The 21,714-nt window shown below is 54.1% G+C and carries 16 protein-coding genes and 1 other annotated feature; of the genes, 14 read left to right on the forward strand and 2 right to left on the reverse strand.

Annotated elements, in window-relative coordinates:
• From I8J30_RS17985 to I8J30_RS18025, 9 genes are all read left to right on the forward strand, one after another.
• Entirely contained in the window at window positions 1-1,707 is a 1,707-nt protein-coding gene (locus tag I8J30_RS17985; RefSeq protein WP_210660728.1) for an ABC transporter substrate-binding protein, read from the forward strand.
• Window positions 1,708-1,917: 210 nt separating this feature from the next.
• The gene (locus tag I8J30_RS17990) at window positions 1,918-2,781 is read left to right on the forward strand and encodes an ABC transporter permease (protein WP_420831236.1); all 864 of its coding nucleotides are present in this window, start codon (window positions 1,918-1,920) and stop codon (window positions 2,779-2,781) included.
• 13 nt (window positions 2,782-2,794) lie between these two features.
• Window positions 2,795-3,715: a carbohydrate ABC transporter permease gene (locus tag I8J30_RS17995; RefSeq protein ID WP_210660271.1), complete on the forward strand. Its 921-nt coding sequence runs from the start codon at window positions 2,795-2,797 to the stop codon at window positions 3,713-3,715.
• Window positions 3,715-4,839 carry a family 8 glycosyl hydrolase gene (locus tag I8J30_RS18000; RefSeq protein WP_210660273.1) on the forward strand — a complete coding sequence of 375 codons (1,125 nt, stop codon included), beginning with the start codon at window positions 3,715-3,717 and terminating at the stop codon, window positions 4,837-4,839. Before I8J30_RS17995 ends, I8J30_RS18000 begins: the two co-directional genes overlap by 1 nt.
• A gap of 79 nt (window positions 4,840-4,918) precedes the next feature.
• The gene (locus tag I8J30_RS18005; protein WP_210660275.1) at window positions 4,919-6,997 is read left to right on the forward strand and encodes an alpha-glucuronidase family glycosyl hydrolase; all 2,079 of its coding nucleotides are present in this window, start codon (window positions 4,919-4,921) and stop codon (window positions 6,995-6,997) included.
• 352 nt (window positions 6,998-7,349) lie between these two features.
• Entirely contained in the window at window positions 7,350-8,426 is a 1,077-nt protein-coding gene (gene uxuA, locus I8J30_RS18010; RefSeq protein ID WP_210660284.1) for a mannonate dehydratase, read from the forward strand.
• Window positions 8,423-9,274, forward strand: a complete 852-nt coding sequence (locus I8J30_RS18015; RefSeq protein WP_210660286.1) for an SDR family oxidoreductase — start codon at window positions 8,423-8,425, stop codon at window positions 9,272-9,274. The genes uxuA and I8J30_RS18015 overlap by 4 nt, the downstream gene beginning before the upstream one ends.
• Window positions 9,275-9,289: 15 nt before the next feature.
• On the forward strand, window positions 9,290-10,096 hold the full coding sequence (locus I8J30_RS18020) for a Nif3-like dinuclear metal center hexameric protein (RefSeq protein ID WP_210660288.1): 807 nt from the start codon (window positions 9,290-9,292) through the stop codon (window positions 10,094-10,096).
• A 420-nt stretch (window positions 10,097-10,516) separates the two neighbouring features.
• Window positions 10,517-12,877, forward strand: coding sequence for a glycoside hydrolase family 95 protein (locus tag I8J30_RS18025; protein WP_210660290.1), 2,361 nt, complete (start codon window positions 10,517-10,519; stop codon window positions 12,875-12,877).
• A 52-nt stretch (window positions 12,878-12,929) separates the two neighbouring features.
• Here the strand turns inward: I8J30_RS18025 and I8J30_RS18030 are convergent, their stop codons facing one another.
• Window positions 12,930-13,790, reverse strand: coding sequence for an AraC family transcriptional regulator (locus I8J30_RS18030; protein ID WP_210660292.1), 861 nt, complete (start codon window positions 13,788-13,790; stop codon window positions 12,930-12,932).
• A 146-nt stretch (window positions 13,791-13,936) separates the two neighbouring features.
• Here I8J30_RS18030 and I8J30_RS18035 point away from each other — a divergent pair, with 146 nt between their 5' ends.
• The 5 genes from I8J30_RS18035 to I8J30_RS18055 all read left to right on the forward strand — a co-directional run bounded on the left by I8J30_RS18035 (window position 13,937) and on the right by I8J30_RS18055 (window position 20,612).
• Window positions 13,937-15,454, forward strand: coding sequence for a tagaturonate reductase (locus I8J30_RS18035; protein ID WP_210660294.1), 1,518 nt, complete (start codon window positions 13,937-13,939; stop codon window positions 15,452-15,454).
• Window positions 15,451-16,470 carry a zinc-binding alcohol dehydrogenase family protein gene (locus I8J30_RS18040; protein ID WP_210660296.1) on the forward strand — a complete coding sequence of 340 codons (1,020 nt, stop codon included), beginning with the start codon at window positions 15,451-15,453 and terminating at the stop codon, window positions 16,468-16,470. Before I8J30_RS18035 ends, I8J30_RS18040 begins: the two co-directional genes overlap by 4 nt.
• A gap of 257 nt (window positions 16,471-16,727) precedes the next feature.
• On the forward strand, window positions 16,728-17,075 hold the full coding sequence (locus tag I8J30_RS18045) for a hypothetical protein (protein ID WP_210660304.1): 348 nt from the start codon (window positions 16,728-16,730) through the stop codon (window positions 17,073-17,075).
• A 155-nt stretch (window positions 17,076-17,230) separates the two neighbouring features.
• Window positions 17,231-18,454 (forward strand): amidohydrolase, encoded by a 1,224-nt coding sequence (locus I8J30_RS18050; protein ID WP_210660306.1) that lies wholly within the window; start codon window positions 17,231-17,233, stop codon window positions 18,452-18,454.
• Between the two features lie 63 nt (window positions 18,455-18,517).
• Window positions 18,518-18,791, forward strand: a binding site (T-box leader).
• Between the two features lie 138 nt (window positions 18,792-18,929).
• Window positions 18,930-20,612, forward strand: a complete 1,683-nt coding sequence (locus tag I8J30_RS18055; RefSeq protein WP_210660307.1) for a glutamine--tRNA ligase/YqeY domain fusion protein — start codon at window positions 18,930-18,932, stop codon at window positions 20,610-20,612.
• Window positions 20,613-20,831: 219 nt separating this feature from the next.
• On the opposite strand, the gene I8J30_RS18060 is transcribed toward I8J30_RS18055, so the two are convergent.
• Window positions 20,832-21,617, reverse strand: coding sequence for an SDR family oxidoreductase (locus I8J30_RS18060; protein ID WP_210660310.1), 786 nt, complete (start codon window positions 21,615-21,617; stop codon window positions 20,832-20,834).
• Window positions 21,618-21,714 lie beyond the last annotated feature (97 nt).

The following is a 21,714-nucleotide window of genomic DNA, read 5'->3' on the forward strand; positions in this document are numbered from 1 at the left end:
ATGTCGCTCACGCTGATGATGAGTATTGTCGGCTGTTCCAGCGGCAATAACAATGCAAATGAAAACGCTCCAAAGGAAACGGGCAATACTGCAACGACTAACACAGACACAACGACGAACACAACAGAAGCAGCCGAGCCGGCGAAAGAGGAACCGGTAACCTTCACTTTTTTCAATGCTACGGCTAACAAAGACACAGATACGAACAAGACGGAAATCGGTAAAATCCTGGAGGATCAAACAGGCGTCAACTTCAAGATGGAGCATCTTGTAGGCGACTTGAATACGAAGATCGGAACGATGATCGCCAGTAACGAATATCCGGATATCCTGGCGCCGGATTCAGGCATCGATAAAGTGTTGGAAGCAGGCGCATTCATTCCGCTTAACGATCTTATCGATCAATATGGTCCAAACATCAAGCGCGTATACGGCCCTTACATGAACCTGATGAAGTCGGACGACGGCAACATTTACTTCCTGCCATTCAGTGCCACAGTCGGCGAATATAAACCGAACCCAACGATTGACCAAGGCGCTTTCTGGGTGCAAAATCGCGTCCTGAAGGATGCCGGCTATCCGAAGATCAAAACGTTCGACGAGTATTTTAACCTGATTAAAGATTATGCAGGCAAACATAAAGACGACAAATTGACCGGCTTCATGTCCCTGACGCATGACTGGCGCTTCTTTGCAACAACGAACCCGCCGAACCATCTTGCAGGCTACCCGAATGATGGCGAGGTTCAAGTCGATATGACTTCGATGGATTCCAAAATCTACGCAGCTAACGATGATACCAAACGTTGGTTGAAGAAGCTGAACGAGTTTAACGCGGAAGGATTGTTCGACAAATCTTCCTTCGTAGACAACTACGATCAATACTTGGCGAAGCTGACTTCCGGCAAAGTACTTGGCTTCTTCGATTACGGCTGGCAGGTGAACCAAGCGCTGCAAACGTTGAAAACCGAAACGGTGAAAAACGGCGGCAACGATGACCTGGAGTACTTCCCGCTGCCAATCGTATTCGACGCAGGCGTGAAAGACCAATACATCGATCCGGCTTCCTTCGTTAACAACCGCGGCGTGGGTATCACGACAAGCGCCAAAGACCCTGTCCGTATCATTAAATTCTTCAACAACCTGCTTACGGACGAGAACCAGAAGCTGGTACAGTGGGGCATTCAAGGCAAGAACTATGAAGTGGACGACAAAGGCAGATTGTACAGAACGCAAGAAGAAATCGACAAGCTCAAAGATAACGACTATAAACGTCAAGTGGGTATCGGCTACTTCGAATACTACTGGCCAATGTACGGTCAAGGCTCCACATTCCCGGATGGCAATGCCGTAAACCCGGGCAGACAACCGGAAGTTGCACAAGCATCCTTTACAGCTGCCGAGAAAGACCGGCTTGCTAAGTACGGCGTTCAAACGTATGCAGAAATGTTCTCCGCTCCGGATGACCGTCCTTGGTACCCGGCATGGAGTATCGCGCTTGAGCAAGGCACGGACGCACAAATCTACACGGCTAAGAAACCGGACGTACAACGCAAATATTTCGCGAAAATCGTCCTTGCATCCCCGGATAAATTCGACGCTTTGTGGAACGAGTACGTAGGTGAAATCGAGAAGCTTCCTGTAGCGGAATACGAGAAAACGATGACTGAAGAAGTGAAAGAAAAAACAGCAAAGATTAAAGGCTAATCAAGTGTAGGGGAAGGCCGGAACTCGCATGCAGTACGGGGCCGGCCTTTCCTAATTTAAACGCATAGAACCGGGTAGGTATGGAGAGGAGTGATCGCAATGATAAAAACCAAGCAGCAGGACGTGACTGCCGATCGGATACTTCTCGGTCAGAAATCCGGTATCGGCTTATTTCTGGAGAAGCTTGTGAAGCAGCGGGTGCTTGTCCTAATGTCCGTTCCGTTCCTTATTTGGCTTGTTATCTTTAAATATATTCCGCTATGGGGCTGGTCGATCGCATTTCAGAACTATAAGCCGGCGAAGGCCTTCAGCGATCAGAAATGGGTAGGTCTGAAGCAGTTTAAGTTTATGTTCTCCGATGATCGGTTTCTGCTCGTGCTTCGCAATACGCTTGCAATGAGCTTGATCAATTTCGTTCTGGGCTTCGTGACAGCGATTACACTGGCCATTCTATTGAATGAGTTAAGAAAAGTAGCGTTCAAACGGGTCGTCCAAACGATCAGTTATTTGCCGCATTTTATATCATGGGTTGTCGCAGCTACGATCATTCAGACCGTTCTCTCCGCTGACGGCGGGGTGTTGAACGAAATTCTGATGGGTCTTGGGCTGATCAAGGAACCGATTCTCTGGCTGGGAGAAGGGAAGTACTTCTGGAGCATTCTGGGGATATCGGAAGTATGGAAAAACGTAGGCTGGAATACGATTATTTATTTGGCCGCTATGACTACAATCGATCCTGCGCAGTATGAAGCTGCCGAGATCGATGGAGCAGGACGCTTCCAGCGTATCTTCCATGTTACGCTTCCGGGTATCCGCCCCGTTATCATCATCCTGATTATTCTGAACCTTGGACAGATTCTGGAGACTGGCTTCGAGCCGCAATATTTGCTTGGCAATGGACCGAACCTCGATTATTCCGAGAATCTTGAAATCTTCATTCTGAAGTACGGTATGAATCTGGGCAACTATTCGCTGTCCGTCGCAGCAGGCATATTCAAGACGGTCATCAGCATCGTGCTATTGTTCTCGGCGAATTACCTGTCAAAACGGCTAGGCCAAGAACGATTGTTTTAAGGAGGAGAACAGCATGGCTAAATCGCAAGGAAGCATGGCCCGTCATTCATCGGCAGGAGATCGGCTGTTCGATATCGCCAATTACACGTTCATGGTGCTACTCATGATCGTGACACTATATCCATTCATCAACATGCTGGCCGTTTCGCTCAACGATGCCGGGGACTCCATTAAGGGCGGCGTCTACTTATGGCCAAGGGTACTAACCTGGGAGAACTATGATTACGTGTTCAAGCAGGGAGAAATATTGCACGCGACTATGGTCTCTGCTTCGCGGACGATTCTCGGCACGCTTATTTCTACCTTCTGCTCGGCGATGGTCGCGTATACGATCAGCCGTCCGGAATTTGTATTGCGTAAATTCGTCACGCTGGCATTCGTGCTGACGATGTATTTTAACGGCGGATTGATTCCGAACTTCTTGCTGATCCGCGAGCTTGGCCTGATGGGCAACTACTGGGTCTACATTATTCCGGGCATCGTCGGCGTATTTAACATCATCGTGATTCGTTCCTTTATTGAGGCATTGCCGGAGGGCATCCTGGAATCGGCAAGAATTGACGGCGCAGGCGAGTTTACGACGTTCATGAAGATCGTCATGCCGTTGTCGATGCCGGTGCTCGCGACAACATCCTTGTTCACGGCCGTCTACCACTGGAATTCCTGGTTCGATGTGTTCCTGTATAATTCCTCGCATATTAACCTGAGTACGCTGCAATACGAACTGATGAAGATGCTCCAAAACTCGAATGCATCGATCAGCTCATCCGGCGGCAATATGGACGGCTCGGGCGGAACGGCTGCGAACTTCGTCACGCCGACATCCATTCGCGCTACGATGACGATAGTCGCGAGCTTGCCGATCGTGATGGTCTATCCATTCCTGCAAAAGTACTTTGTTAAAGGGATGACGCTGGGAGGCGTGAAAGGCTAATGGCGGCGCATCGAAATCTACTGCTTGCTTATGGTTATGACGCGAAGGACATCGAGGCGAAGGTCGAGCAAACGTGGGAGCTGCTCTTCGGCGATCATGAAGAGACGAGAATTTATTACCCGACCGACGACGATATGGGGTATATGCTCGATACCGGAAACCTCGATGTTCGGACGGAAGGCATGTCCTACGGGATGATGATGGCTGTACAGCTGGATAAGAAGGACGTCTTCGATCGGCTTTGGAGATGGAGCTATCAATACATGTACATGACCTCCGGCGAGAACAAAGGTTATTTTGCCTGGTCCTGCAACACCGATGGAACGAAACGCTCGAACGGACCGGCACCGGACGGCGAAGAATACTTCGCGCTTGCGCTCTTGTTTGCCTCGCATCGGTGGGGCGACGGCGCAGCGCCGCTCGATTACGGCTTAAAGGCGCGCGCCTTGCTGCATGACTGCATACACAACGGGGAAGACGGCATCGGCTTTCCGATGTGGAACCCGGACAATAAATTAATCAAATTCGTGCCTAACTGCGACTACTCGGATCCGTCCTATCATCTGCCGCATTTCTATGAGCTGTTCGCTCTATGGGCAAATGAAGCGGACCGGCCGTTCTGGAGAGAAGCGGCGGAAGCAAGCAGAGCGTATCTGAAGCTGGCTTGCCATCCGGAAACCGGCTTAGCGCCTGAGTATGCTCATTATGACGGAACGCCTAATGATGAGCGAGGATACGGCCATTTCTTCAGCGATTCCTACCGGGTCGCAGCCAATATCGGGTTAGAAGCGCTGTGGTTTGGCGCAAGCAAATGGATGACGCAGGAAGCCGAGCTGCTTCAAGCCTTCTTCGCGGATAAACATCCCGATGACTACCGGCGGTATACGATTGCAGGCGAGCCGTTCGAGGAGCGATCGCTTCACCCGGTCGGGCTCATCGCGACGAATGCAGCCGCATCGTTAGCAACGCCTAATGGTCCGCATGCGAGAGAGAGCGTGGCGTTGTTCTGGAACACGCCTGTTCGCACAGGTGACCGTCGTTACTACGATAATTGTCTCTACTTATTTGCCTTACTGGCGCTAAGCGGGCATTATCGCATCTGGTCATCAGAAGCAGCAGAATAAAGTGGATATGTAGTAGGTAGGGTCTCCTGTTACAGGGGGCCCTTTTCAATTTACGAATGAGAGGCAGGTTGTCGCAGCAATGAATAAGAGAACAGAGAGCGGCTATGCATGCTGGCTTGATTATCGGCTTATCCCTAATGAACCATTACGAAGCGCATATAGGAAGCGCTGCTCGCAGCTGGTGATGATAGGAGATTCGCCTCTGCTGCAAGCGGCACGCAGAGAGTTGAACCTTGCGCTAGGTGTGATGCTTGGTGAAGCGCCCGTAGAGGCGGAGGAAGATGCCGGTGCCGAGCTGAGCTTGCCGGTCCTTGTGGTCGGTACAATCGGCAGCTCTCAGCTGCTGAACCCGCTGGCAAGTCTCTATCATTTCGATGAGCTTGGCGAGGAAGGTTATGTTATCCACGGATCCGGTTCTGACGATAATCGGATCTATCTGTCGGCTGATGCGGATAAAGGCGTGCTGTATGCGGTGTTCCATTTTATCCGGCTGCTGCAAACCGGGGCGAGCATCGAGCAGCTCGCCATTCGCGAGCTGCCGAGCAATGGTCTGCGCATGATTAACCATTGGGATAATATGGACGGATCGATTGAGCGCGGGTATGCCGGGAGAAGTATTTTCTTCCATGAGGGTCGCTTTATTGAGGATCAAGAGCGTGTGCGGGACTATGCACGGCTGCTGGCATCCGGAGGCATTAATGCGCTTACGATTAATAACGTTAATGTGCACAGCCAAGAATCGAAGCTTATTACCGACGAGTTTCTGCCGGATGTAGCGAAGACGGCGGCTATCTTCCGCGAGTACGGCATTCGCCTCTACTTGAGCGTTAATTATGCGAGTCCGATGGAGCTTGGCGGACTATCCACGGCGGATCCGCTTGCGCCGGAGGTAGCGGAATGGTGGCATGGGGCGGCTAAGAACATTTACCGCTACATTCCGGATTTCGGCGGCTTTGTGGTGAAGGCCGATTCCGAATTCAGACCGGGCCCGTTTACGTATGGACGGAATCATGCGGACGGCGCTAACATGCTGGCAGATGCGCTGGCACCATTCGGCGGCGAAGTGATATGGCGTTGTTTCGTCTATAACTGCCTGCAGAATTGGCGAGATCGCATTACGGATCGTGCTCGTGCGGCGTATGACCACTTTATGCCGCTGGACGGAACGTTCCGGGATAATGTCATGCTGCAGATTAAGAATGGGCCGATGGATTTTCAAGTACGTGAGCCGGTGTCACCGTTGTTTGGCGGGCTGAAGGAAACGAACCAGCTGCTTGAGCTGCAAATTACGCAGGAGTATACCGGCCAGCAAAAGCATCTCTGTTTCTTGGTGCCGCAGTGGAAGGAAGTTTTCGACTTTGATACCCATGCACAAGGAGAAGGATCTACCGTTGCGGAAGTAGCTAGCGGGAGGCTGTTTGGCAGGGCGCGCGGCGGCGTAGCGGCAGTTGCGAATATCGGGGATGACGCGAGCTGGAGCGGGCATATTTTGGCACAGGCGAATTGGTATGGTTATGCTAGGTTGGCATGGAATCCGAAGTTAAGCGCGGAGCAAATTGCTCGGGAATGGATTGCGATGACGTTCGGGTTGGATTCGGCGGTGGAGCGCGTCTTGCTTGGCATGCTGCTAAGCTCGTACCGCATTTACGAGGACTATACGGCTCCGCTTGGCGTAGGCTGGATGGTCAATCCGAATCATCATTATGGCCCTAACGTGGACGGCTATGAATATTCCAAATGGGGTACGTACCATTATGCGGATTGCCATGGGATGGGCGTTGATCGTACCGTGCGAAGCGGAACCGGTTACGCGGGGCAATATCATTCTCCGGTGGCGGAGCGGTACGAATCGACGGCGTTATGCCCGGATGAGCTTCTGTTGTTCTTCCAACATGTCCCGTATACCCATCGGCTTAAGAGCGGCAAGACGGTCATTCAGCATATTTACGATACGCATTTCGAAGGTGCGGAGCGCGCGGCGCAGCTGGCAGAGCAGTGGAAATCGCTGGCCTCACTGGTCGACAGCGCGCGGTTCGGGCAGGTGCTTGATCGACTCGCCCACCAAGCAGAGCATGCGGAAGAATGGCGCGATTGCATTAATACGTATTTTTATCGGAAGTCGGGCATTGCCGATGAACGGGGTCGGTTAATTTACTAGTTTTTGGTAGAAGCGCTGGAGCTGCAGGGATCAGGGATGTGCCTTCGGTAAGTAGACTCAATGGCACATTGTCTCTCCGGCACGATTCCTGTCTCATTTTCGCAGCTTTATTTAAGTAAAGACTTAAATAATAAACCTCTAGAGAAGGGGAGGGAAGCGGGATGTGCCTTCGGTAAGTAGACTCAATGGCACATTGTCTCTCCGGCACGATTCCTGTCTCATTTTCGCAGCTTTATTTAAGTAAAGACTTAAATAGTAAACCTCTGAAGAGAAGGGAGAGGGAAGCGGGATGTGCCTTTATTAAGTAAAGACTTAAATAATAAACGACTGAAGAGAAAGGGAGGGATCAGGGATGAAAATGGTGTTTCGCTGGTATGGGACCGGCAATGATACGGTTACGTTGAAGCAGATTAAGCAAATTCCGGGTGTGGAAGGGATCGTCTGGGCGCTGCATGATATGCCTGCCGGTGAAGAGTGGCCGATGGATAAGATCCTGACCTACAAGGAGCAAGCGGATGCTTATGGCCTGCATTTGGAGGTCGTCGAAAGCGTCAATGTCCATGAGGATATCAAGCTGGGGCTGCCTTCCAGGGATGCTTATATTGATAATTATAAGAAGACGATCGAGAAGCTGGCCACGGTTGGGGTCAAAACGATCTGCTACAACTTTATGCCGGTGTTCGATTGGGTGCGGACGGAGCTGTTCAAGGAGCTGGAGGACGGCTCGACTGCGCTCTTCTATGAGAAAGCCAAGGTCGACAGCATGGATCCCGGCGAGCTTGTAAACCGTATTGCCAATGAACTGGATTTCACGATGCCGGGCTGGGAGCCGGAGCGGCTGAAGCTGCTGGCGCCTTTATTTGAGCAATACAAGCAGGTTTCGGCAGAAGATCTGTGGCGCAATCTGCAGTATTTTCTGGAGCAAATCATCCCGACCGCGGAGCGTCACGGCATCCAAATGGCCATTCATCCCGATGATCCGCCTTGGCCGATCTTTGGATTGCCGCGCATTATTAACAGCCGGGAGAGCATCCGCAGGCTGCTTCAGCTTGTCGACAGCCCTTGCAACGGCGTGACGCTGTGCAGCGGATCGCTTGGTGCTAATCCGGATAATGATATTGTGGCGATGGTGCATGAGTTTAAGGGCCGTATTCCATTCGCGCATATCCGGAATGTGCGCGTCTACGACAACGGGGATTTCATTGAAACCTCGCACCGGACTTCCGATGGCACGGTAGATATTGCAGGAATCGTACGAGCCTATCACGAAACGGGATTTACCGGTTATGCCCGTCCGGATCACGGCCGTCATATCTGGGACGAACCATGTAGGCCGGGTTATGGGCTGTATGATCGGGCGTTAGGCATTATGTATTTGTGGGGCGTTTGGGATTCCATGCGCGCAGGCGAGGTGGCGAAACGAGCATGAGCATACCCAAACACGAGCATTTGCAGGGTAAGGTAGCTGTGGTGACAGGTGGCAGCGGCGTCTTGTGTTCCGCGATGGCCAAGGAGTTGGCGCGGCAGGGAATGAAGGTGGCGATCCTTAACCGAACGGAGGAATCCGGCCGGAAAGTGGCAGAGGAGATTCGCGAGGAAGGGTATGAGGCGATAGCAGTTGTTTGCGACGTGCTCGATGCTGCTAGTGTAGATGCGGCGGCCGGCGTAGTCGAGGAGCAGCTGGGTTTGTGCCATCTGCTCATTAACGGTGCTGGAGGCAATCATCCCGAGGGCAGCACGACTAACGAGATTTTCAAAGCAGAGGATGTAGGAGCCGAGGGTATTCGCACCTTTTTCGATTTAACGGAGAAGGGCTTCGGATATGTGTTTGATTTGAACTTCAAAGGCACGCTGCTGCCGACGCAGGCTTTTGCGAAACAAATGCTTCATGTCGAGGGAGCGGCGATTATCAATATTTCGTCGATGAGCGCACCCAGCCCGATGACTAAAGTACCCGCTTACAGCGCGGCGAAGGCTGCGATCGATAACTTCACGCAGTGGCTTGCGGTGCATATGGCGGAAGCGGGAATTCGGGTCAATGCGATTGCGCCGGGCTTCTTCCTGACGGAGCAGAATCGCAAGCTGTTAACCCATGAGGATGGTTCGCTGACAGAACGCTCTCACAAAATCATTACCCACACCCCGATGCGGAGATTCGGAAGGCCGGAGGATTTGCTTGGTGCGCTTGTATGGCTGGCGGACGATACCGTCTCCGGATTCGTCACCGGGGTCACGATTCCCGTGGATGGCGGATTTATGGCGTATTCAGGCGTGTAGGAGGAGGCGGACGGGATGACGCTCATTGTTCAGGATGTGCTTGATGCGCTGGCAGCGCAGGCATCCGGTGGAACTGCTGGTTGTGGCGCGGATCAACTGCTCTTCGGTGATGCCGGGCAGGCTGTCAGCGGAATCGCCGTTACCTTCATCGCATCGCAGCAGGTGTTGGAGCAGGCGGTTTCGCTTGGCGCGAATTTAGTGATTTCGCATGAAGGGATCTTCTATAGCCATCATCATGATGGAGGTAGAGACAAAGCGCATGTGGGGCAGGTGCATGCGGCGAAAAAACAGTATATTGCCGAGCATGGTCTTGCTGTTTATCGCTTCCATGACGGCTTGCATCGGCAGCAGCCCGATGGCTTTATGGAAGGTTTGCTTCAAGAGCTGGATTGGGAGGCGTTCGTCGTGGAGCATCTCCCCGCAGCTTCTATTGTGGAGCTTCCATCCCGTACCGGCCTCGAGATTGCGGCGCATGTGAAGGCGCGGCTCGGAATAGGATCGCTCCGTGCGGTGGGCGATCTGTCTGCGCAGTGCCAGCGCGTTGGATTGCTCGCCGGTTACAGGGGAGGCGGAGCGTTGGCGATTCCGCTCTTTGAGCGGTACAAGCTTGATCTGATCCTGTACGGCGAAGGACCGGAGTGGGAAACGCCGGAGTACGTGAGGGACGCCATCCGCTTCGGAGCGGCAAAGTCACTCCTCGTCCTCGGCCACCTCGAGAGCGAGCAGCCGGGCATGAAGCTGCTGGCCGATCGGCTTAGTCAATTGTTTGCAGCTGTGCCGGTGCACTATGTAGATGTGGATTCTGTGTTTGATTTGGTATAGATGGCGGGGCTGCCTCAAAAGTGCGCACGGCGACTTTTGAGGTGGCCTTTTTTTAGTTGTGTTGGTTGGTGAGAAAGCGAGTAGAGTAGCTCCCGGGACAACAAGTTGGTGGAAGGAGGGAGTGAGAGGGGGAAGGGGATTCTGAGTAGCTCTCCTACAGGTCTACATTGGCTGGCGTTCGGCGAAAAGCGAGAAAGTAGCTCACGTAGAGATCTACATCGTCCGAAATGCGGCGTATGGAGACCATGTAGATCATCCTGTGATCTACATGGTGCGAGTCGCGGATAGTCAGAGTAGCTCTGAGAGCAACACATCGGAGGAAGTTTGGTGGATTTAGTTGAAAAAATTCAACACATACGTCCGGAAGTTTGATACTGTGTGAATAGGACAACATCAAGGAATGATTGGGAGGGAAAGGAATTGAAATTGCATTATCGGGGACCTGCACGAGTTTGGACGGAAGCGCTGCCAATTGGGAATGGCCGATTGGGGGCCATGATTTACGGCAGCGTGGAAAACGAGCAGCTGCAGCTTAATGAAGACACGCTTTGGTCGGGGCCGAACTTTAACTGGAACAATCCGGAGGCGCTAGCTGCCCTGCCGGAAGTTCGCCAATTGCTTGCGCAAGAGAAGTATATGGAAGCAGATCAGCTGTGCAAACGAATGATGGGGGCTTACACGCAGTCGTATTTGCCGCTAGGCCATCTGCATCTGCTGTTCGAGCACGGCAACAATACGAACGACTATCAACGGGAGCTCCGCATCGATGATGCGATCTCGACGGTGAACTATAGGATAGGCAACGTGACCTATACGCGGGAGTATTTTGCCTCCCATCCGGATCAAGTGATCGTGATTAAACTGACAGCCAGCGAGCCGGGCAAAATCTCTTTCCACGCCAAGCTGAGCAGTCCGCTTCGTCACCGCACCCAACAAGACGGAGCATCTGATCTGGTGCTGAGCGGCATAGCCCCCGAGCATGTGGCGCCGAGCTATCAGTCATCGGATAATCCGATTCGATACGGCGATGAGTCGACGTCCAAAGCCATCCGTTTCAACGGAAGGCTAGCGGCATCCGCGGATGGCGGTACCGTGGAAGCAAGCTCTGATGGACTGCGCGTAAGCGGCGCGACATCGGTTGTCTTGGTATTCGATGCGGCGACGGATTTCGCGACGAAAGACGAGCAGCCTGCAGCACGCACCTCGCAGCGTGTTCATGCGGCGCTGAGCCGTCCCTACGAGGAGCTTCGCGCGCGGCATATCTCGGATTATCAAGGTTTATTCAGTCGCGTAGAGCTGGATCTGGGCGCTGCATCGGAGCAGGCCGAGCAACTGCCAACGGATCAGCGAATTAAGCAAAACGGGGCGAGCGACCCCGGGTTAGTGAAGCTGCTGTTCGATTTCGGCCGATATCTCATGATTGCGTCATCACGGCCGGGAACGCAAGCGACGAATCTGCAGGGCATTTGGAATCAAGAAACAAGACCGCCGTGGAGCAGCAATTATACGATCAATATTAATACGCAGATGAACTATTGGCCGGCAGAAACCTGCGCGCTCGCGGAGTGTCACGAGCCTATGATCGATTTAATCGAGAAGATCTCGAAGAGCGGCCGAGAGACGGCACGCATTCATTACGGTGCGCGCGGCTGGACGGCTCATCATAACACGGATATTTGGGGACATACGGCGCCGGTCGGTGATTTTGGCGAAGGCGATGCCGCATGGGCATTGTGGCCGATGGGCGGACCTTGGATGGCCCAGCATTTGTGGGAGCACTACGCATTCAACAGAGATAAAGCTTATCTGAGAGATAAGGCGTATCCGATTTTGAAAGAATCGGCGATGTTCTGCCTGGATTGGCTCATTGACGACGGCCAAGGAAAGCTCATTACTTCACCGTCCACGTCACCGGAGCATAAATTCGTTACAAAGGACGGGTTTTCCGGCGTCAGCGTGGCCTCCACGATGGATCTATCGATTATTTGGGACTTGTTCACGAACTGCATTGAAGCATCCGAGGAGCTGGAGGTAGATGCGGAGTGGAGAGCGGAGCTGGCAGCGGCCAAAGAGCGCCTGTTCCCCTTGCAGATTGGCAAGTATGGCCAGCTTCAAGAATGGTACAAGGATTTCGAGGATGAGGATCAATTCCATCGCCATGTCTCGCATTTATTCGGCGTCTATCCCGGCCGCCAGCTGACGGAGGCCGGCACGCCGGAATTGTTCGCCGCTGCTCGCCGCTCGCTGGAGCGTCGCGGAGATGAAGGAACCGGTTGGAGCTTGGGATGGAAAACCGGCCTGTGGGCGCGTTTCGGAGATGGCAATCGGGCACTCGCTCTGGTGAACAACCTGCTTCAACTGGTCGATGAGTATGCCAAAGAAAACTATCACCGCGGCGGCGTGTACGCCAACTTATTCGACGCTCATCCGCCATTCCAGATCGATGGCAACTTTGCCGCGACGGCAGGCATTGCGGAATTGCTGCTGCAATCCCATCAGAGTTATGTATGGCTGCTGCCGTCGCTGCCGGAAGCTTGGCGCAATGGGTCCGTGAAGGGCTTGCGTGCTCGCGGAGGGTTCGAAGTCGGCATCACGTGGGTGGAAGGCAAGCTGCATAAGGCAAGCGTAAAATCGCATGTCGGCGGCAGCTGTACCCTACGTTCAGCCTCACCGATTACAATACAAGATGCGGAAGGAAACCTGATCGCTGCCGAACAGACAGACGGAGGTTTCTACCGATTCAACACGCATATAGACGGAAGCTACTCCATTACCGGGTAAGTTTCGAAGCCGCCGCGCGGGAGGAGGAAATGCCTCCTGCCGGCGGTTTTTTTTAGCTGCGATGTCGATAAGCCGACGGCGTCATGCCAACGATCTGCTTAAACACGCGGTGAAAATAAGGCATGCTCTCGAAGCCGCATGCTTCTGCAATGGCTGCAATCGGATCATCCTCTTCGAGCAGCAGCTCCTTTGCCTTCACAATCCGCTTAGCCGTAATGAACGCGGTGACGTTCATCCCTGTGCTCTGTTTAAATACCCGGCTGAAATGCGCAGAACTGACGGAAGCCATCTGACTGAGCTTGCTGAGACTAATCGCCTCCGTAAAATGCTGGTCGATATACAGTAAACTATCCTTCATCCAGCTCGGACCGATAAAGGCAGAGCCGGCCTTTCGCTTCCTCTCGCCGCCTATCTCCCGATTGACCGCCAGCAGCAGCTGCTCTACATGCAGCACAATGGCATGGCGATAGCCTGCCTGCGCCGTACGCAGCTCCGATTCAACCTCAACAAGCGCACGTTCAATCGATTGTTGAAGCGCCGATGAACATTCCATTTTGAACCTATGACTCATGCGGCTTTGCTCGAAGCACGCCATATAAGAAAACGATTCGCCCAGCGATATGCGGTCCAGAAGCATGGGATGAAAAAACAGAGCGGTAGACGTAACGGGATCCTCTTTGTCCGGGAATGCGCGGTGGATGGTGTTGCCCGGAATGATGAAGAGATCGCCTTTATTCATGTCATAAATAGTTCGGTCTATAAAGAAAGTCCCCTCGCCGCTGTACACGTAGACAAGCTCGAACCAATCATGCAAATGATCGGGCAATTCGCGCTGCAGCGTCTTCCGATCCTTGAACGTGAAGGCAAAAGGGAATGAAGGCTGGGCATCGAAATGTTTGCGTATAGGCTTCATATGCGAGTGCTCCTTTGTTGTTGTTCTCTAATCCAAGGATATATCAAATCAGGGTATAAATCTGCAAGAATATGCACTTTTATGATCTGATAGGGGTGTTACATTAAAGTAAAGACGACCAACCACAAGCAAAGGGGAATGAAACGATGGGGAAACAGCTGGGTCGCGAGATCTTATCTAACACGCAGCGACAAGCCAACGAGGAAATGAAGCAAAGCCCGGTTACGGTGCTGCAAATTGGCGAGGGCAACTTTCTGCGCGGCTTCTTCGATTGGATGATTCATAGCTGCCGGGAGAAAGGATTATTCCAGGGAAGCGTGGCGCTGACGCAGCCAAGGCCGACAGGTCGGGCGAAAATCGCTGCGCTGCAAAACCAAGACGGCCTCTACACCTTAGTGACTAGGGGGCTGGAAAATGGGGAGCGCGTGGAGAAAAAGGAGATTATCGCTGTCTTCTCTACGGTGTTCGACCCGTACAGCGACTGGCAGCAGCTTATGACTCTCGCGGAGAGTCCTTCTTTACGTGTTGTCGTTTCGAACACAACAGAGGCCGGACTCGTCTATAAGCCGGAGCCGCTTGTGGAAGGCGAGCCGATTCAATCGTTCCCGGGCAAAATCGCATGGCTGCTCTACCGCAGATATCTGGCGCTGGGCGGTGCCGTTGAAGGCAGCGGGCTTGTTTTCCTGCCATGCGAGCTGCTTGAACGCAATGGTGATGAATTGAAGCGCCGCGTGCTGCAATATTGCGAGGATTGGTCGCTGCCTGAGCCGTTTCGGGAATGGGTATCGACGCATAATCGGTTCCTCAACTCGCTTGTTGACCGCATTGTAACGGGCTATCCGACAGGTGACCAAGCGGCCGCTTGGTTCTCCGAATGGGGCTATGAAGATGCGATGCTGACCACGGCGGAACCTTATCACTTCTGGGCAATCGAAGCGGAATCGGAGCTGGACGAAGTGCTGCCGCTGCGGCAGGCAGGGCTGAATGTGCGCTGGGTCGACGATCTGCGTCCGTATCAGCTGAGAAAGGTGCGCATTCTTAACGGTGCTCATACACTGATGACTCCGTTAGCGCTGCTGCATGGCGAGCAGTACGTCAGAGATGTGATGCTGAACGCGGCTTTTAATGATTTTGTGCGGGGGGCGGTTGCGGAAGAAATCTTGCCGACGGTTGCCATGCCGGAAGCGGAACTGAAGGCGTATGCGGAGAGCGTGTATGAACGCTTTCTGAATCCCTACATCGACCATCGCCTTGCCGATATTGCCATGAACAGTCTCAGCAAGTTTAAAGCTCGTCTGCTGCCCACATTGCTATATTATGTGGACCGCGAAGAGGCGCTGCCTCAGCGAATCGTGAAGTCGCTTGCTGCTCTGCTGCGGTATTACCGAGTCGTTCGGGAAGGCGGGGAGTTCACAGGCCGCGCGCTTGACGGCGCTTCCTATTCGGTTAGGGATGATGCGGCATCCTTGGAGCTTATAGCTGAAATCTGGTCCGGCGGACGTCCGATTGAGGAGATTGTGCCGCTGCTGCTTAGCCGCGAGGGGATTTGGGGCCGCGATTTGTCTGCCATCGGCGGACTGGCGGAAGAGGTCACGGCATTCATTCTCGAGATGGAGGATGGAGCGGCTCACATGAAGATAGACAGGGGGAATGGGCAGCTATGAGAGGAATCATCTGCGCGGAAGTAGACCGCCTCGAATGGACCGCAAATTTGCCGGAGCCGGTATTGGAGGCGGGGCATGCCATCGTCAGCGTGAAACGGATCGGCATCTGCGGGACGGATCTTCACGCGTTCAAAGGAAATCAGCCGTTCTTCTCCTATCCCCGCATTCTCGGGCATGAGCTTGCCGGCGTTATAGAAGAGGTTGGTTTTAACGTCCAGGGATTTCGTGCCGGTGACCAAGTCAGCATTATCCCCTATTTGCATTGCGGGGATTGCATCGCTTGCCGCATCGGCAAAACGAATTGCTGCACCGCGATGTCGGTGCTCGGCGTGCATCGCGATGGCGGCATGCGGGAGCGAATCTCGGTGCCGGTCGCTTGTTTGCTGGCGGCGAATGGACTGACGCTGGACCAGACCGCGGTGCTGGAGCCGTTTGCGATCGGGGCTCATGCCGTGCGCAGGTCAGGTCTTGCCGCGGGCGAGACGGCGCTGGTCATCGGCGGCGGACCGATCGGCCTCGGCGTCATGGCCATTGCCAAGCACAAAGGTGCGAAAGTCATCGCGATGGACGTGAACGACGATCGGCTTAGCTTCTGCGGGCAATGGGCTGGGGCTGATGCGCTGGTGAACGCGCTGCATGATGAGCCGGCTCAGCGAATCCTGGAAGCTTGCGGCGGCGAGCTGCCCAGCGTCGTCTTCGATGCGACGGGCAATGCGAGGTCGATGGGCGACTCGTTCCGATATGTGGCTCATGGCGGCAGGCTCGTCTTTGTCGGGTTGGTTAAAGCCGACATTACCTTCAACGACCCCGAGTTCCACAAACGCGAGCTCACGCTGATGGCAAGCCGCAATGCGACGCGCGAAGACTTCGCCACCGTCCTGGAGGCGCTGTCCGCGGGAGCAATCGACGTCAGCCGTTACATCACGCATCGCGCGCCGCTGGCCGAGATGATCGAGCATTTCGCCGGCTGGCTAAAGCCGGAATCGCGAGTGATTAAAGCGATGGTGGAGCTTTAATCTCAATCGGCCGGCAGGCGGGCGGGGGAGTCGCTGCCGCGAAGAAGGTCAAGCTCCCTCGATGCGATGGACAGAGAAGACGAGGCTATCCCCTACTATGAGAAGGCTTTGCAGGCGATTTTGCAGCTTTCTCCTGATAGCGTAAAGCCTTTTGCACAAGGTCTCAGACGGTATGCGGATGAAATCACCTAATTCGCTCCCACCTAAATATTAAGAACATCCTCTGCATAGGTATGTAACAGAGGAGAGTGAGTGAGGTGGACAAGAAGGTTAAACGTTATTTCCAATTGAAGCAGAAGCAGAAAGAAATTGATCAGGAGCTGACGGAGCTGCGCGGAGAGATTTTGGAGCATTGCGAGGGTCAAGGCATTTCGGAGCTGGAAACGGAGAAATACCGGGTGAGAATCGTCCATCAGGAACGAAAGGAATACGACGATACGAAGCTGTATGAGTCGCTTGGCGACCCGGAAGTGTGGCGGCTGCTGTCTAGGCCGGATTCCTCCAAGATTGCGAGCCTTATCAAATTAAACGTACTAAACGAAGAGAAGCTGAAGGATACGTACGCGGTGAAGAACATTTCGCAGCTTCAAGTGGATAAGAAGTGAGCCTCACCGAAGTCCGGATAAGCGCCGGCCTCCATGAACCACTTTTACAAGTGGGGCTGGAGGTTTTTTAACAGGCCCCGATGATTCGAAACCTCCTCAAATGTGGTAAATTAGTAGGATATCTACATAACAAAGGGCAGAGTGGGGAATGCAAAATGAATGTCACGACGTATTGGCTGCAAAATGTGCGGCTTGAGACCGGATTCCAACGGGAGAACGGAATTGTCTCCGGCACAGAGACGGCGGTTGGCCATGTGTTAGTTGTGGATGGCCGAATCGAGTCGATCTTGTTCGAGGAGATCCCTGCGGAGGATCGGCGTCCGAAGCGGGATGCGAAAGGAATGCTGCTGCTTCCTGCATTCAGAGATGCGCACATCCATTTGGATAAAACCTATTTCGGCGGTCCGTGGCAGGCGGTGAAGCCGGCTCGGAGTATTTTCGACCGCATCGAAGAGGAAAAAATATTGCTGCCGAAGCTGCTTCCGGTTGCGGTAGATCGGGCGAAGCAAATCATTGAGCTGCTGCTCGGATTCGGATCGACGCATATGCGAGGTCATGTCAACATCGAGCCGACCAGCGAGCTTAGAGGGCTCGAAGTCGCGCAGCAAGCGCTTGCCGCCTACGAAGGCAAACTGGAATGCGAGCTGGTCGCATTCCCGCAGCACGGTTTGCTGCGTTCGAACTCGCGCGGCTTGGTGAAGCAGGCGATCGAGCAGGGAGCTACGCATGTCGGCGGACTCGACCCTACTTCCGTGGATGGAGACATGGAGCAATCGCTGCATGCGATGATGGATCTGGCCGTCGAAACCGGCGCCGGCGTGGACATGCACCTTCATGAGCAAGGGGCGGCAGGCTATGAGACGATGCACCGTCTCGCCGAGATGACGATTGATGCAGGCTGGCAGGGACGCGTTACAGTCAGCCATGCGTTTGGTTTTGCGAGTGGAACGCCGGCGCAGGCTGAGCAGTTGGCGGAACGTTTTGCGGAAGCGGGCATTTCGGTTGCCTCTACGGTGCCGATTGGGGGACTGGTTATGCCGATCCCAATGCTGCATCGCAAAGGGGTGAAGGTGGAGCTGGGAACGGACAGCCTTACGGATCATTGGTCGCCTTTCGGCAATGGCGACAACTTGGAGAAAGCGGGCCGCCTGGCTGAGGTGTACCACATGTCGGACGAATATTCGCTGACCCGTGCGCTTGGATTTATTACCGGCGGCGTGCTGCCGCTTAATGAACAAGGGCAGCGGGTATGGCCGGCTGTCGGCGACGATGCTTCGGCAGTGCTTGTGCAGGCGAGCTGCTCCGCGGAAGCGGTGGCCAGAAGAGCGCCGCGAATTGCTTCGCTGTATCGGGGCCAAGTTGTTTCGGGAACACTGTAACTAGAGCTGGAGTTAAACGCCTATTTACTGTAAAAGGATTTTCTGTTATCATCTTTCCAATATTCAAACGCGATGACGAGAAGAGTAGGGAAAAATCGTTCTTATACAGAGAGCTCCGGCAGCTGAGAAGGAGCAAGGAACATTTTCGCGAAACAAGCCTCTGAGCAGCATGCCGGAACCGCCGCGAGCGGGGATGGCAGGACGGGAGCTCCCGTTACAGAGCTAGGGTATAACCATCTGCTTGCACAGAGGCAGGGCGGCGTACTTGAAGAGGTTAATATGGCGACATATTAATGAAGCTGGGGTGGCACCGCGAGCGATAAACTTCGTCCCCAAGACAACATGTCTTGGGGGTGAAGTTTTTTTAGTTTTTCAGTTGATGAATGCTGTGGCAACCAAAGGTTGCCCCAAACCAATCATCAAGCAGCGAATCGAACAATGTGTCACATCATGACTTCATCAGGAGGCGTCGAACTTGGAAAACGAGAAGGAACATCATAACGAAAATTTTCTATATAAGCTGATTAGCGGAGAATTGGAGCAGGAGCCTTTCGGCAGAGCCATGTGCACGCGGTTCCCGCCCGAGCCTAACGGCTATCTTCACATCGGGAGCGCTTATGCGATCCATACGAATTATGCGATGGCGCAAAAATTCGGCGGCAACTTCCATCTGCGCTTCGACGATACCAATCCGCTAAAGGAAGATATCGAGTACGTCAATGCGATCGTGGAGGACATCCGCTGGCTCGGTTACGATCCGGGCGAGCAAATCTACTATGGCTCCGATTACTCGGAACAAATTTATCAAGCTGCCGTCACGTTAATTGAGCGCGGCAAAGCGTACGTATGTGAGCTAAGCCCGGATGAGACGAGGGAGTATCGCGGAACGTTAACGGAGCCTGGGAAGAACAGTCCGTATCGTGGGCGGTCTGTCGAGGAGAACTTAGGGCTTTTTGCCAACATGCGCAATGGCGGCTATCCGGCCTCATCCATGGTGCTTCGCGCCAAAATCGACATGGCATCGCCTAACCTTAATTTGCGCGACCCCGTCATTTACCGGATTATCCACGCGGAGCACTACCGGACGGGGAACGAGTGGTGCATTTATCCGATGTATGATTTTGCCCATCCCATTCAAGATGCGATTGAGGGGATCACCTACTCCCTGTGCTCGATCGAATTCAAGGACCACCGGCCTTTGTATGAGTGGGTTTTGGAGGGATTAGGTATCCAAGCGCCTCCGCGGCAAAGGGAATTCGGGCGGTTAAGCTTAACTGGCGTGGTGACGAGCAAAAGATTTCTGAGGCAGCTTGTTACCGGCGGCTATGTGGACGGCTGGGATGATCCGAGACTGCCTACGCTGCGCGGGTTAAGAAGAAGGGGCTTCACGCCGGAGAGCATCCGCCGGTTTATCGAGGAGATTGGCAGTATCCGCACGACGAGTACGGTAGATATCTCCTTGCTGGATCATTGTCTCAGACAGGAGCTGAAGGAGAAGACGGTGAGCGTGATGGCGGTGCTGCAGCCGTTGAAGGTGGTCATCACGAATTATCCCGAAGGTGAAACCGAGCTGTTGACGGTGGAGAACAATAGCGAGAATGAAGCTTTGGGCAAGCGGGAGGTCCCGTTCTCGCGGACGATCTATATCGAGCGGGATGATTTTGTGGAGGTGCCGCCCAAAGGGTATCACCGACTGAGCCCGGGAAGTGAAGTGCGGCTGAAAGGCGCGTATTTCATCCGCTGCGAGGAAGTAATCAAAGATCCGGTGAGCGGCGAAGTTACGGAGCTTCGCTGCACGTACGATCCGCTTACGAAGAGCGGCACGGGATTCACCGGACGCAAGGTGAAGGGGACGATTCACTGGGTATCGGCAGCCCATGCGGTGAAAGCCGATGTGAATCTGTACGACAAGCTGCTGCTTGACGAGAGTGCGCCGACGCGCGAGGACGGCAGCTGGGCGGACGCCATTAATCCGGATTCGCTCGCGGTCGTCAAGGACGCGCTCATCGAACCGTCGGTTCGAGGCGTCGGTCCGGAAGCGAAATTCCAATTCTTCCGTCATGGGTTCTTCAACGTGGACCGGAAACTTAGCGGCTTAGAGGGCGCGCTTGTGTTTAATCGGATTGCGCCGCTGAAGGATACGTGGAATAAGAAGTAAGGGAAGCTCCGGCGGGTGTCATCTATGCAGCTAACCCGCATAAGCCGCTCTCGGGCGAGCAGCGAGAGTTCGAAAACCGTACTCTCACCGCCGAAACCGCATCGAATCGAAGCTGAGAGTCCGAAAATCGCACGCTCAGCGGTCAAACTAACCTCCTTGAGCAGCCAAACAAAAGGGACGCCCCGCGATCACACTCGCGAGGCGTCCCTTTCCTATACTCTACAGACCGCGAACCAACCCGCCGTCCACCATCAACGCTTGGCCGGTCATATAGCTGTTCGCCGGTGACGCGAGGAACGCGACGTAGCGGGCGAATTCCGCCGGATCGCCGTAGCGGCCGACGCCGACTTCGCTCTCGTTCCGAGCGCGTTGCGCCTCGTACGTGATGCCCGCTGCCGACGCGCGCGACTCGTCCAGCGAACGGACGCGGTCCGTCGCGAACCGGCCGGGCGCCGCCGCGTTTATCAGGATATTGCGCGGCGCGAGCTCATCCGCAAGCGTCTTGATCAGCCCTTGCACGCCAAGGCGCAGCGAGTTGCTGAGCACTAAGCCGGGAATGGGCTGCTTGATCGACGTGGAGGACACGTACACGATCCGTCCGCCTTCGGCCGGGAAATGCGGCAGCGTATGCCGAACCAGTCGGACCACGCTCATCACGTTCTGCTGGAAGGCGGACTCCCACTGCTCGTCCGTAATGCTAGTGAACGTTCCGGCCGGGGGTCCGCCTGCATTGCATACGAGGCCATCGATACTGCCGAACCGCTCCACAGCGGCGCCTATGAGCGCTTCGATATCCGCGGGCGAGGAAACATCCGCTCGCACCGCAAGCACTTCTCCTCCGGTAGCTGAGCGAATATCGGCCGCAGCTGCCTCGATTGTATCTGCGTTTCTGCCGCAGATGACCACGTTCGCTCCCTCTTCGGAGAGACGAAGCGCGGAAGCTTTTCCAAGTCCCTTGCTGGCTGCCGTTACGATTACCGTACGATTGCGAAATCCTAAATCCATCTTGCAATTCCTCCATTCTAATCCTTCACTTTAGTAACTAGCATGCAATATTTCGTCCTCCTTGTCGAGTGCGTGAAGCGGTACCATGAACCACGGC

The organism is Paenibacillus lignilyticus (genome assembly GCF_017942085.1).
In the GTDB taxonomy this organism is placed as follows: Bacteria; Bacillota; Bacilli; order Paenibacillales; family Paenibacillaceae; genus Paenibacillus_Z; species Paenibacillus_Z lignilyticus.

What these genes read in the sequence shown, in the direction of transcription:
- I8J30_RS17985 (WP_210660728.1), top strand. Translation starts at nt 1, where the DNA reads ATGTCGCTCACGCTGATGATGAGTATTGTCGGCTGTTCCAGCGGCAAT.
- I8J30_RS17990 (WP_420831236.1), top strand. Translation starts at nt 1,918, where the DNA reads ATGTCCGTTCCGTTCCTTATTTGGCTTGTTATCTTTAAATATATTCCG.
- I8J30_RS17995 (WP_210660271.1), top strand. Translation starts at nt 2,795, where the DNA reads ATGGCTAAATCGCAAGGAAGCATGGCCCGTCATTCATCGGCAGGAGAT.
- I8J30_RS18000 (WP_210660273.1), top strand. Translation starts at nt 3,715, where the DNA reads ATGGCGGCGCATCGAAATCTACTGCTTGCTTATGGTTATGACGCGAAG.
- I8J30_RS18005 (WP_210660275.1), top strand. Translation starts at nt 4,919, where the DNA reads ATGAATAAGAGAACAGAGAGCGGCTATGCATGCTGGCTTGATTATCGG.
- uxuA (WP_210660284.1), top strand. Translation starts at nt 7,350, where the DNA reads ATGAAAATGGTGTTTCGCTGGTATGGGACCGGCAATGATACGGTTACG.
- I8J30_RS18015 (WP_210660286.1), top strand. Translation starts at nt 8,423, where the DNA reads ATGAGCATACCCAAACACGAGCATTTGCAGGGTAAGGTAGCTGTGGTG.
- I8J30_RS18020 (WP_210660288.1), top strand. Translation starts at nt 9,290, where the DNA reads ATGACGCTCATTGTTCAGGATGTGCTTGATGCGCTGGCAGCGCAGGCA.
- I8J30_RS18030 (WP_210660292.1), bottom strand. Translation starts at nt 13,790, where the DNA reads ATGAAGCCTATACGCAAACATTTCGATGCCCAGCCTTCATTCCCTTTT.
- I8J30_RS18035 (WP_210660294.1), top strand. Translation starts at nt 13,937, where the DNA reads ATGGGGAAACAGCTGGGTCGCGAGATCTTATCTAACACGCAGCGACAA.
- I8J30_RS18040 (WP_210660296.1), top strand. Translation starts at nt 15,451, where the DNA reads ATGAGAGGAATCATCTGCGCGGAAGTAGACCGCCTCGAATGGACCGCA.
- I8J30_RS18050 (WP_210660306.1), top strand. Translation starts at nt 17,231, where the DNA reads ATGAATGTCACGACGTATTGGCTGCAAAATGTGCGGCTTGAGACCGGA.
- I8J30_RS18060 (WP_210660310.1), bottom strand. Translation starts at nt 21,617, where the DNA reads ATGGATTTAGGATTTCGCAATCGTACGGTAATCGTAACGGCAGCCAGC.